Annotated in this window: 12 protein-coding genes and 1 pseudogene; 7 read left to right on the top strand and 6 right to left on the bottom strand. The window is 68.1% G+C overall.

Annotation, left to right across the window (positions count from 1 at the left end; translation table 11 throughout):
* Window positions 1-10 precede the first annotated feature (10 nt).
* From A5691_RS04185 to A5691_RS04175, 3 genes are read left to right on the top strand one after another with little or no spacing between them, the layout of a single operon-like run.
* Window positions 11-1,735 (top strand): virulence factor Mce family protein, encoded by a 1,725-nt coding sequence (locus tag A5691_RS04185; RefSeq protein ID WP_067760373.1) that lies wholly within the window; start codon window positions 11-13, stop codon window positions 1,733-1,735.
* Window positions 1,735-2,424, top strand: a complete 690-nt coding sequence (locus A5691_RS04180) for a mammalian cell entry protein (RefSeq protein WP_067888722.1) — start codon at window positions 1,735-1,737, stop codon at window positions 2,422-2,424. Before A5691_RS04185 ends, A5691_RS04180 begins: the two co-directional genes overlap by 1 nt.
* Window positions 2,424-2,915 carry a mammalian cell entry protein gene (locus A5691_RS04175; RefSeq protein ID WP_067760369.1) on the top strand — a complete coding sequence of 164 codons (492 nt, stop codon included), beginning with the start codon at window positions 2,424-2,426 and terminating at the stop codon, window positions 2,913-2,915. The genes A5691_RS04180 and A5691_RS04175 overlap by 1 nt, the downstream gene beginning before the upstream one ends.
* Here A5691_RS04175 and A5691_RS04170 read toward each other — a convergent pair.
* The 3 genes from A5691_RS04170 to A5691_RS27830 all read right to left on the bottom strand — a co-directional run bounded on the left by A5691_RS04170 (window position 2,912) and on the right by A5691_RS27830 (window position 5,207).
* Window positions 2,912-3,490, bottom strand: coding sequence for a hypothetical protein (locus tag A5691_RS04170; protein ID WP_067784345.1), 579 nt, complete (start codon window positions 3,488-3,490; stop codon window positions 2,912-2,914). The two genes, A5691_RS04175 and A5691_RS04170, sit on opposite strands and share 4 nt — an antisense overlap.
* 85 nt (window positions 3,491-3,575) lie before the next feature.
* Window positions 3,576-5,042: a trehalose-6-phosphate synthase gene (locus tag A5691_RS04165; protein WP_067760364.1), complete on the bottom strand. Its 1,467-nt coding sequence runs from the start codon at window positions 5,040-5,042 to the stop codon at window positions 3,576-3,578.
* On the bottom strand, window positions 5,043-5,207 hold the full coding sequence (locus A5691_RS27830; RefSeq protein WP_102419489.1) for a hypothetical protein: 165 nt from the start codon (window positions 5,205-5,207) through the stop codon (window positions 5,043-5,045).
* A gap of 144 nt (window positions 5,208-5,351) precedes the next feature.
* On the opposite strand from A5691_RS27830, the gene A5691_RS04160 reads away from it, so the two are divergent.
* Together A5691_RS04160 and A5691_RS04155 are read left to right on the top strand one after the other, a co-directional pair.
* Entirely contained in the window at window positions 5,352-6,275 is a 924-nt protein-coding gene (locus tag A5691_RS04160; protein ID WP_067760363.1) for an enoyl-CoA hydratase, read from the top strand.
* Window positions 6,276-6,446: 171 nt separating this feature from the next.
* Window positions 6,447-7,277 (top strand): SDR family oxidoreductase, encoded by an 831-nt coding sequence (locus A5691_RS04155; RefSeq protein ID WP_067760361.1) that lies wholly within the window; start codon window positions 6,447-6,449, stop codon window positions 7,275-7,277.
* Here the strand turns inward: A5691_RS04155 and A5691_RS04150 are convergent.
* Window positions 7,260-8,153 carry an NAD(P)-dependent oxidoreductase gene (locus A5691_RS04150; RefSeq protein WP_067888725.1) on the bottom strand — a complete coding sequence of 298 codons (894 nt, stop codon included), beginning with the start codon at window positions 8,151-8,153 and terminating at the stop codon, window positions 7,260-7,262. The genes A5691_RS04155 and A5691_RS04150 overlap by 18 nt on opposite strands.
* Before the next feature lie 79 nt (window positions 8,154-8,232).
* Here A5691_RS04150 and A5691_RS04145 point away from each other — a divergent pair, with 79 nt between their 5' ends.
* Entirely contained in the window at window positions 8,233-9,024 is a 792-nt protein-coding gene (locus tag A5691_RS04145; RefSeq protein WP_067888728.1) for an SDR family NAD(P)-dependent oxidoreductase, read from the top strand.
* Between the two features lie 186 nt (window positions 9,025-9,210).
* On the opposite strand, the gene A5691_RS04140 is transcribed toward A5691_RS04145, so the two are convergent.
* Both A5691_RS04140 and A5691_RS04135 read right to left on the bottom strand, forming a co-directional pair.
* Complete coding sequence (locus A5691_RS04140; protein WP_068015986.1) at window positions 9,211-10,767, bottom strand: LCP family protein; 1,557 nt, start codon at window positions 10,765-10,767, stop codon at window positions 9,211-9,213.
* 278 nt (window positions 10,768-11,045) lie between these two features.
* Entirely contained in the window at window positions 11,046-11,318 is a 273-nt protein-coding gene (locus A5691_RS04135) for a hypothetical protein (protein ID WP_197499181.1), read from the bottom strand.
* A gap of 63 nt (window positions 11,319-11,381) precedes the next feature.
* Here A5691_RS04135 and A5691_RS04130 point away from each other — a divergent pair.
* Window positions 11,382-11,716, top strand: a pseudogene (locus A5691_RS04130) (C4-dicarboxylate ABC transporter); the annotation flags it as partial.

The raw sequence follows: 11,716 nt of genomic DNA, 5'->3' as shown, positions 1-11,716 counted from the left end.
GCGGACGTAGATGCACGACAAACTCACCAGGATCCAGCTGTGGATCTTCGCGGTGATCACAGCCATCACCCTGACCGTGATGGCGGTGTTCTACCTGCGATTGCCGTCAACGTTCGGGCTCGGAACGTATGCGGGGACGGCCGATTTCGTCGCCGGCGGCGGTCTGTACAAGAACGCCAACGTCACGTACCGCGGTGTCGCGGTCGGCCGCGTCGAGTCGGTGGGGCTCAATCCCAGCGGTGTCACCGCCGGCATGCGGCTGAACAGCGGGACGCCCATCCCGTCGAACGTCACCGCCACCGTCAAGAGCGTGTCGGCCGTCGGTGAGCAGTACATCGACCTGGTGCCACCCGGCACACCGGCGACGACCAAGTTGCGCAACGGCTTCCGCATCGAGCGGCAGAACACCCGGATCGGCCAGGACGTCGCAGACCTGCTGAAGCGGGCGGAGGCGCTGACCAACAGCCTCGGCGACACCCGGTTGCGCGAGCTGCTGCACGAGACGTTCACCGCGACCAACGGGTCGGGACCCGAGCTGGCCCGCCTGTTCGAGTCCGCCCGGTTGTTGGTCGACGAGGCCAACGCGAACTACCCGCAAGCGTCGCAGTTGATCGACCAGGCGGGCCCGTTCCTGGAAGCACAGATCCGGGCCGGGGCCGACATCAAATCGCTCTCCGACGGGCTGGCGCGGTTCACGTCGGAGGTGCGGCAGGCCGACCCGGAGCTGCGTTCGACGCTGGCCACCGCACCGGGGGCAACCGACGAGGCCAGCACGGCGTTCTCCGGTATCCGGCCGTCCTTCCCCGCGCTGGCGGCCAGCCTGGCCAACCTTGGCCGGGTGGGCGTGATCTACCACAAGTCGATCGAGCAGCTGCTGGTCGTGCTGCCGGCGCTGTTCGCCGCGATCACGACGGCCGCCGGCGGTGCGCCCCAGGACGAGGGCGCCAAGCTGGACTTCAAACTCGACCTCAACGACCCGCCGCCGTGCGCCGTCGGCTTCCTCCCACCCCCGTTGATGCGCACGCCGGCCGACGAGACGGTGCGCGAGTTGCCGAGGGACATGTACTGCAAGGTCGCCCAGAACGACCCGAGTACCGTGCGCGGCGCGCGCAACTACCCCTGCCAGGAATTCCCCGGCAAGCGGGCGCCGACCGTGCAGCTTTGCCGCGACCCCAAGGGTTACGTGCCCATCGGCCGCAACCCGTGGCGCGGTCCGCCGGTGCCGTACGACACCCCGGTGACGAACGGGCTGAACGTGTTGCCGCCCAACAAGTTCCCCTATATCCCGCCCGGCGCTGAGCCGGATCCGGGCACGCCGATCGTCGGGCCGCCGCCACCGGGCGTGGTGCCGGGGCCGGGGCCGTTGCCCAACAAGCAACCGGCATACGACCCGCCACCGCCCAACGACAACGGGCCGCCACCGCCGTTCACGTCGTGGCAGCCGCCCGGGGTCCCGCCCGTGCCGCCGCAGCTGCCGTACCCCAAGTGGCTGCCACCGCCGGCCCCGCCGGAAGGGATCAACCCCCCGCCTGCGGGCCCGGGACCGGAGAAGCCGTGGGGACCGCCGCCCGGCGGTCAACCGCAGGCCAGCGGGCCGGCGTACGCCACCTACGACGAAAAGACCGGCGCATTCAAGGACCCCGCCGGCGGCACTGGTATTTTCGCGGCCGGTGCTAGCGGCGCGTCGAGCGCCGAGAATTGGGTGGACCTGATGCTTGATCCGAGGCCGATGTAGTGGCAGTCGAGCCAACGACCACTGCGCGTGCGCGTCGTCGGGCGTCCCGTGCGGCCGGCCCGGCGAAAGCCGAATCGACCGAGTCGGCGACGGTGCAGGTCGAGGCGGCGCCGGTGCAGCCGGCCAAGCCGGTCAAGACCCTCAAGTCCCTCAAGCCGCCACCGCGGCGGCAGCCGCACCGCGCGCTGGTGGCATGGATCTCGTTCGCGGCCGCGTTGTTGGCCATCGGCGCGTTGGCCGGCTGCCTGGCCGTGCTCGTCGTCCAGCAACGGCACGCCAGCGCCCAGCAGACGCGCGACCAACGGTTCGTCGACACCGCGACGCAGACGGTGGTCAACATGTTCAGCTACAAGCAGGACAACATCGACGAGAGCGTCAACCGTTTCTACAACGGCACCAGCGGACCGCTGCGCGGAATGCTGGGCGCCAACAACAACATCGAGAATCTCAAGGGCATATTCCGCTCCACCAACGCGACGTCGGAGGCCGTCATCAACGGCGCCGCCCTCGAGGGCGTCGACAACGTCACCGACAACGCGTCCGTGCTCGTTTCGGTGCGGGTGACCGTCGCCGACATCGACGGCGTGAACAAGCCGTCCATGCCCTATCGCCTGCGGGTCATCGTGCACGAGGACGAGCAGGGACGGATGACGGGCTACGACCTGAAGTATCCCAACGGGGGCAATTGATGCGGTGGCGGCGCTGGCTGCTCGTCGTCGCGGGCTACCTTCTGATCGTGGTGTTCGTCGGGTTGTCCGCGGCGGCCGGCTGGTTCTACTGGGGGCGGGTGCAGACGCGCGGCGAGGAGGCGGCGCGGGCGGTGCTACCCGGCTTGGCCACCAAGGAGATTCCCGAGGTCTTCGCCTACGACTATCAGACGGTGGAACGCAGCCTCAGCGACGCGTACCCGCTGCTCACCCCGGACTACCGCCAGGAATTCCGGAAAAGCGCCAACGCGCAAATCATTCCGGAGGCCAAGAAGCGTGAGGTGGTCGTCCAGGCCAGCGTGGTGGGCGTGGGCGTCATGTCCGCCAAACGCGAATCGGCATCGCTGATGGTCTACATGAATCGCACCGTGACCGACAAGACGCGCCAGCCGCTATACGACGGCAGCCGGTTGCGGGTGGACTTCAAGAAGATCGGCAAGCAATGGCTGATCGCCTACATCACGCCGATCTAGTAGCACATCGCAATCCCGTTGCAGTACAACGGATAACGTTCGATCGGGCTCGGCGGCGGGCCGGTCATCTGCAGCGAGAACGGCGTTTTCGTCATTCCCGGCTGCATCCCGCAGACGGCGCCGTGCATGCTGGTGTGGGTGCCGCTCATGTTCTCGTCGCTGAACGCATACGTTTCGGTCGACGGCGCGGTGCCGCCGCCCGGACACGAAACGCCGTCTGACTTCTCGACTTTGAAGGTCCACAGCATGCTGGTCATCCGGGCCCTGCCGCTAAAGTTCTGCAGTTTGTCCGCGGGATTGATCTGCTCGGCCGTCGAACTCACGATGTTCAGCGCGCAGTTCATCGCAAACACGATCGGGTCCGAATAGTCGTTCATGTTTCGGGTTCCGGACGGCTGATCGCACAACGCCGATATCGTCCAGGTCACCCCGGAGACCCCGGCCTCGTTGTAGTTGTAGTTGCCATCCGGCGGCGGTCCCACCGCGTGCGCCGGGTCGCCGGACTCCAGCGCAATTCCAATGGCGACTGCCGAGACGATGCCGGCGCCGGCGGCCAGTCCGCGACGGAGCTTCACGATGCCCTCCCTTCCGGACCCTTCCCCTGCACCGATCCATCGAGTATCACAGCGTTTGCGCGGCAACACCATGGGTTTGCGCCGCTCACTCGCCGTCCTGTGGGTTCGCCAACGCGTCGAGGAACGACCGCGCCCACCGGTCGACGTCGTGGGCCAGCACCTGGCGCCGCATCGACCGCATCCGGCGCCTGCCCTCCTCGACGTTCTGGTTGAGCGCCGCCTCGATCGCATCCTTGACGCCGTCGAGGTCGTGCGGATTGACCAGGTAGGCCTGCCGGAGCTCGGCGGCCGCGCCGGTGAACTCGGACAGGACCAGGGCACCGCCGAGGTCGCTGCGGCAGGCGACGTACTCCTTGGCCACCAGGTTCATGCCGTCGCGCAGGGGGGTGACCAGCATGACGTCGGCGGCCACGAAGAAGGCGATCAACTCATTGCGGGGGACCGGACGGTGCAGGTAGTGCACGACCGGATGGCCGACCTCGGCGTATTCGCCGTTGATGTGGCCCACCTGGCGTTCGATGTCGTTGCGCAGGATCTGGTAGCTCTCCACGCGTTCGCGGCTCGGTGTGGCCAGCTGGACCAGCACGGTGTCATCGCGCTTCGCGCGGCCCTCCGCGAGCAGCTCGGAGAAGGCCTTCAGCCGCACATCGATGCCCTTGGTGTAGTCGAGCCGGTCGACCCCGAGCAGCACCTTGCGGGGGTTGCCCAGCTCGGCGCGGATCTCCCGGGCGCGGCGCCTGACGTCGCGGTCGCGGGCGGCCTGGTCGAGCGAACCGGAATCGATGGAGATCGGGAATGCGCCCACCCGGACGACGCGCGACCCGAGCTCGACCTCCCCGAACCGCGAGCGCACCCCGACCGAGCCGCGGGAGGTGTTGACGCCGATCAGCCGCCGGGACAAAAACAGGAAGTTCTGGGCGCCACCGGCCAGGTGGAAGCCCACCAGGTCCGCGCCGAGCAGTCCCTCGATGATCTCGGTGCGCCAGGGCAACTGCATGAACAGCTCCACCGGCGGGAAGGGGATGTGCAGGAAGAAGCCGATGGTCAGATCGGGCCGCAGCTGCCGCAGCATTTTGGGGACCAGTTGCAGCTGGTAATCCTGGACCCACACCGTCGCGCCCTCGGCGGCGGCGCGCGAGGTGGCCTCGGCGAAGCGCCGGTTGACCTCGACGTAGCGTTCCCACCATTCCCGGTGGTAGATCGGCTTGACGATGACGTCGTGGTACAGCGGCCACAGCGTGGCGTTCGAGAACCCCTCGTAGTACTGGGCGATGTCGTCGGCGCTCAACCGCACCGGGCGCAGTTCCAGGTCCTCCTGGACGATGGGCTCGTCGTCGAAGTCGGTCTCCTCTTCGGCGACGCCCGCCCAGCCGACCCACGCGCCCCGCCTGCGGCGCAGCAGCGGCTCCAGCGCGGTCACCAGACCGCCGGGGCTGCGCTTCCACGCCCGGGTGCCGTCGGAAAGCCGCTCCTGGTCTACCGGCAGCCGGTTGGCGACCACCACGAAGTCGGAATTCCCGAAGGTTGAGTCGTGCCCGTCCCCGGGAGCCATCTACGCGTCGAGTTTTGCGGGCCCAATGCCGAGCATGGACAGGAAGACGCGGCACTCGTCGGCGTCGTTCGCGTATGCCGCGACGACTCGCCTGGCCTGGCTGGCGGTGCTGTCGGCAACCGGTTCCACGTCGCCGATCTCGCCAGGGTCAGATTTCGTAGCCATGACTTAACTGTAGGTGATGGGAGGATGGGCAGGTGGGCGAGGACTTGATGTTCGGATCCCGACGGCCCACCCAACCGGGGCGCACTTACACACTGGCCGTAATGTGTAACGATGTCGGACCTGACAACGAGTGAGGTGGGCCGAATGACACTCTCAGAGCAAGCCGGTTCCCAGACGGGCAACTCCGAGGCTGACGAGTTGGTGAGCTACGAGACCCTCGACGAGGGCCGCATCGCGCGGATCTGGCTCAACCGGCCCGAAGCGCACAACGCGCAAAGCCGAGGCCTGCTGATCCAGCTCGACGAGGCGTTCCTGCGCGCCGAGGCCGACGACACCGTGCGCGTGGTGATCCTGGCGGCGCGCGGTCGCAACTTCTCCGCGGGCCACGACCTCGGCTCCGAGCTGGCGATCGCCGAGCGCAGCCAACTGCCGAGCTTCCGCATCAACGGCGGAACCCGCGATCCGATCGTGGAGAAGATCTACCTGCAGGAGTGGCACTACTTCTTCCAGAACACCTGCCGCTGGCGGGACCTGCGCAAGATCACCATCGCGCAGGTGCAGGGCAACGCGATCTCCGCGGGCCTGATGCTGATCTGGGCGTGCGACCTGATCGTCGCCGCCGACAACGCCAAGTTCAGCGACGTTGTGGCGGTGCGCTTGGGGATGCCGGGCGTCGAGTATTACGCCCACCCTTGGGAATTCGGCCCGCGCAAAGCCAAAGAGCTGCTGCTGACCGGAGATTCGCTGGACGCCGACGAGGCCTACCGCCTCGGCATGGTCTCCAAGGTGTTCCCCGTCGACGAGTTGGCCGACAAGACACTGGAATTCGCCCGGCGCATCGCCGACCGCCCCACGATGGCGGCGCTGCTCGTCAAGGACTCGGTCAACGCCGCCTCTGACGCGATGGGCTTCACCGAGGCGCTGCGGCACGCGTTCCACATCCACGAGCTAGGCCATGCGCACTGGGCGGCCCACAACGAGAACAGGTACGCGGTCGGCCTGCCGCCCGACGTCGAGGACTGGCGCAACGCCAAGCCGACGCAGGTCGCCCGGCGCGATACGCCGTAGCTTTCGTCGGCTGCTCCGGCAGGACCGACCGGTTGTCGCGCGGAGGCGGGCAAATCGTCGATCGCTTCTGATCGGGGGCCATTGGGGCCGGTGTGACGAGCACCCGTCGGAACGGCGAGTTTTCCGCGTGGTTCGATATCGAGAACCTGTTCCAGTTCGAGAGGGCGTCGCGTGCAGCTTTCATTCGAAAACCGGACGTATCTGGTCACCGGCGGTGGCAGCGGTATCGGCAAGGGCGTCGCCGCCGGCCTGGTCGCGGCGGGCGCCTCGGTGATGATCGTCGGCCGCAACCCCGACCGGCTGGCGGGGGCCGTCAGCGAGATCGAAGCGCTTCCAGGCAGCGGTTCGATCCGCTACGAGCCGACCGACGTCACCAACGAGGAGGAGGCGGCCCGAGCGGTGGACGCCGCGACGGCCTGGCACGGTCAACTGCACGGGGCGGTGCATTGCGCGGGGGGTTCGGAGACGATCGGGCCGATCACCCAGATCGACTCGGAGGGCTGGCGGCGCACCGTCGACCTCAACGTGAACGGCACCATGTACGTGCTCAAGCACGTCGCAAGGGAGCTGGTCCGCGGTGGCGGCGGCTCGTTCGTCGGCATCTCCTCTATCGCGGCCAGCAACACCCACCGTTGGTTCGGTGCCTACGGGGTCAGCAAGTCGGCCGTTGACCACATGATGCAGTTGGCCGCCGACGAGCTCGGCCCGTCCTGGGTGCGGGTCAACAGCATCCGGCCGGGCCTGATCCGCACGGATCTGGTGGCTCCGGTGTTCGCCCTGCCGGAGGTGAGCGAGGACTACCGCGCGTGCACGCCGCTGCCCCGCCCCGGTGAGGTCGAGGACGTCGCCAACCTGGCGATGTTCCTGCTCAGCGATGCCGCCTGCTACATCACCGGGCAGGTCATCAACGTGGACGGCGGGCTGATGCTGCGCCGCGGCCCCGACTATTCGGCGATGCTGGAACCCGCGTTCGGAGCCGACGGGTTACGCGGGGTCGTCTGACACCAGGCCTGCGTCCCGGTCGGCGAGCGTGGCGAGCGCCGACCAGTCCAAGTGCCCGCCGCCGGTCGCCACCAGCGTGAGGAAGCGGTCCCGCAGCAGGCTCGCGACCGGCAGTGGCACTTCCAGCTGCTCCGCGGCGGCCAGGGCCAGGCGAACGTCTTTGAGGCCCAGCTGGGCGGCGAAGCCGGCCGGCTCGAATTGCCGCCGCGCGATGAGCCCGCCGTAGGTCTGATAGGCGGGCGCGGAGAACAGCGTCGACGTGAGGATGTCCACATAGTGCTGCCTGTCGACGCCGGCCTTGGCGACCAGCGCGACGGCCTCACTGAGGCTCTCGATCACCGACGCGATGAGGAAGTTGCCGCTCAGCTTCACCAGGTTGGCGGTGTGCGGCTGCTCGGACACCACGAAGGTGCGCTGCCCGATCGCGTCGAACAACGGGGTCAGCGGCTGCAGTACCTGCGGCTCGCCTGCCGCAACCACGAAAAGCTTTGCGGCCGCGGCCGCCTCGGGCCGGCCGAACACCGGCGCAGCGGCATACCGTTGGCCGGCATCGGCGTGCGCCGCCGCCAGGCGCTCCGAGAGGGCGACGCTGATGGTGCTCGACGAGACGTGCGTGGCGCCTGGTGCCAGCGAAGCGACGACGCCGCCGTCGCCGAAGGCCACACCCTCGACGGCCCGGTCGTCGGCCAGCATCGTGAACACGACCTCGCCCTGGCACGCGTCGGCAACGGTGCGCGCCGCTGACGCGCCGGCCTGGACGAGCGGTTCCACCTTTTCGGGGGAGCGGTTGTAGACGGTGACGCGGTGGCCCGCCTGCACGAGGTTCGTGGCCATGCCCTGGCCCATCTTCCCCAGGCCGATGAATCCGATGTCCATGCCTACACTGTGCCCTTTCCGGGGCGCGGCATGGCGCGCTCCTTACGATGATGGGCACGCCTAGTGACGGGAGCGGCAGATGAAGCGACTCGAGGGCAAGCGGATCCTGGTGACCGGTGCCGCGTCGGGCATCGGGCAGGCGACCGCGCTGCGGCTGCTCGACGAGGGCGCAACGGTGGTGGCCTCCGACGTCGCGGAGGCCGGCCTGGACGCCACCCGGTCCCGGGCGGACGAGGCCGCCACCGTCGGCCGCCTCACCACCCTGCCGATGGACGTCGGCAACGAGGACTCGGTGATCGACGGCGTGTGCATGGCCGTCGAGACGCTCGGTGGCCTGGATTCGTTGGTCAATGCCGCCGGCATTCTGCGCGCGGCGCACACCCACGAGACCACCCTGGATCTCTGGAACCAGATCATCGGTGTCAACCTGACCGGCACGTTTCTCGTTGTCCGCGAAGCGCTTCCGACGCTGCTCGGGAACTCGCGCAGCACGATCGTCAACTTCAGTTCGACCTCCGCCTCGTTCGCCCACCCCTACATGGCGGCCTACGCCGCGAGCAAGGGCGGAATCCAGGCCTTCACTCATTCACTGGCGCTCGAATACGCGCGCGACGGCTTGCGCGCCGTGTGCGTGGCGCCCGGCAGCATCAAGTCCGGGATCACCGACGCGACCGGCGGGTACATCCCGAAAGACGCTGACTGGGCGCTGTTTTCGAGGCTGATGCCGATACTGCCGACCACGGTCGAGTCCAGCGGAACCGGGATGGCCGACCCGAGCGTGGTCGCCGGGGTGATCGCCATGCTGGTGTCCGAGGACGGCGCGTTCATCACCGGAACCGAAATCCGCATCGACGGGGGAACCCACGCCTGACGAAAAGGGGGCGCCCGCGCCGCTAGTTGAATGGCGGCGACCCGCCGCGCCCGGCTTCGCCGCGCTTGCGATCGCCGCTAGTTGAATGGCGGCGACCCGCCGCGCCCGGCTTCGCCGCGCTTGCGATCGCCGCTAGCAGATGGCGGCGACCCGCCGCGCCCGGCTTCGCCGCGCTTGCGATCGCCGCTAGTTAACGCAGGGCACGCCGCCGCCGTTGATCGGCTTCCCCTGATCGGGCGTCGGGTAGGTCGTGGTGGTGCCGTTGTAGTAATACGGCTTGGCCTTGCTGGACGTTGTGGTGCTTGACGTTTCGTCCGACGTGCCGTCGTCCACCGTCGACACCGAGAAGTTCGTATCGACGGTCACCCGAATGTGTCCGGGCTGGACGTTGGGATCGGGCTGACTGGGCGCGTCGAGGCCGAGCAGCTTGGCCACGTTGCGCGCGTCGGTCTCGGCCCCGACGCCGTAGGCGACGGTGCTCGCGGTCGGTTCGCCCGAGTTGCGGTCGCGGGTCTGACCGGTGGTGTAGCCGTGGTTCTGCAGCGCGTGGGATACCTCGGTCGCGAGCCCGCTCAAGCTGCCGGCATTGATCACGTCGACGACGGTCGACGGGCTGGGCTTGGCGGCCGTGGTGGCGGGCGTAGTGGTGGCAGGCGAGGCGCCGATGGCCGTCGCCACCTCGGCCTTGATCGCGGCCGGGTCGATGATGTTGACGTCCTGGCCGTCGATGTTGTCGTACCGCACCACCGGCAGCGTCCGGAACTCGACCTGGCCGCTAGAGGCAAGCGAGCCGAGCCGCTGGATCATCTCCTCGTCCCAACCGGCCGACAGCACCACATCCTTGCGCGCCACCGCCATCAGGCTCTTGAGCTTGTCCAGGTTGGTGAAGGTGCCGGCGGCCTGCAACTCCTGCATGACCGACGAGATGAACGCCTGTTGGCGGTGGGTGCGGTCCAGGTCCCCGTTTTCCAGGCCGTGGCGCTGCCGGACGAAGGACAGGGCCTGGGAGGCGTCCAGCGTCTGCCGCCCGGCCGGGAAGTCCGCGCCGGAGTACGAGTCGTAGACCGGATGGTTGAGGCAGACCTCCACCCCGCCGAGCGTCTGGGCCAGGTCGTAGAACCCGGCCAGGTTGACCTCGGCGAAGTAGTCGATGGGAACGCCGGTCAGGCTGCGCACCGCGCGCAGCGTCGCCGCCCGGCCGGCTTCACGGCCCTTGGTCTCGAGTTCCTTTTGGCTGCTGGTGCCCTGGTTGGCGAGCTTGTTTGCGACGTACTGCTTGGTGAGGCCGTACGCCTCCTTGATCTTGATGTGGTTGTATCCGGGGACCCCGTTGAAGGCCACCCAGTCGTCGCGGGGGATGGAGAAGGCGACCACTTTGTTGTCGGCACTGACGTGCACGAGGATCAGCGTGTTGGTGTTGTAGCCGCCGTCGTCGGAATCGCCTGCGTGGAGGTGCTTCAAGATCGACCAGGGTAGGTCGTTGCCGTCCTGATCCTTACGCGAGTCCAGCCCGATCAGAAGGATGTTCATGTCGTCGCCGCTGGACCGCGGGTCGTCGGGCTGCAAAGCGTTCGAGACGGTGATCCCGCCGAGCGCGCCGTGCGCGACGTAGTAACCCGCCCCGGTCAACCCCACCGCGGCCACCGAGATCAGCGCGCCCAGGGTGCGCGTCAGCCCCCTGCGGAAACGGGAGTGCTGACGGACGGCTCGGTGGCGGCGGTGGGCGCCGCCCGAGCGGGCCATCACAAACCTCTGCCCACACCCAGCGCATCACCAGGCACCGCACCGGCGGTTTGCGGCGATGTCGCTTCAAGCATGGTGTCAAGTATGCGTTAGCTTGCTGTGAAGCCCCCAATCGAGAACGCCCGCGAACCGGGCCCCGGCCGGCCGCCCGGGCACGAATTTTCCGACCCAATCTTCGCCTGACCAGCGCTTTCTAGTTGAAGCGTCGCGCGGTGGTCTCGACTAGGTCACACCGCCGCCCAGACCGACTCGAAGTCGTTACCGAGCTGGTACTGCGGCTAGCGGGCTTTGACGAGGTCGTCGCCGGATTCGTAGAAGATGGTGATGTTCGTGCCGGTCATGACCTCGGCGAGGTACACGCCCAGCGGCTCCACCTCGTAGTAGTAGTGGATGTTGCCTTGGGGGTCCACCGCCGTCGCGCACGAGAGGCCCGGCGCCCCGCATCGTTGTTTGATCGGTGCGGCCAGGACGGCGAGCACCACCAGCACGGCTATCCCGACCCTCACCGCGGCTTTGTTCAATCCTTGCTTCGCCGTGGGTGCCGGATGCATCACCGTTGGAGTGTAAGCGGCATGCCCGCCCGGGTCGGCCACGCGCAGTAGGGTTTCTCAGCTATGGCCACTGCAAACCCGGACGGCGCGCCGTCGCCGCAGACCCGGGTCGAGGTTCTGGGCAACATCGGACCCAACTGGTTCGCCTCGGTGATGGGCACCGGCATCGTGGCCATCGCCGGCGCCACCCTGCCCGTCCACGTGGTCGGGTTGCGCGCATTCGCCCAAGTGGTCTGGGTGATCGCCGCCGTCCTGCTCGTCGCGCTGATCGTCCTGGTGGGCGGTCACTGGCTACGTCACCCCACCGTGGCCCGTACCCACGCGCGCAACCCGACCACGTGGACGGGCAGGGTGGCGCCGGCGATGGCCACGATGCCGGTGCCCATCACCGAGGCGAA

This window comes from Mycobacterium sp. E183 (assembly GCF_001667735.1).
Classification (GTDB): Bacteria; Actinomycetota; Actinomycetes; order Mycobacteriales; family Mycobacteriaceae; genus Mycobacterium.
The sequence above is the reverse complement of the archived record's forward strand: the minus strand, read 5'-3'. Positions and strand labels throughout refer to the sequence as shown.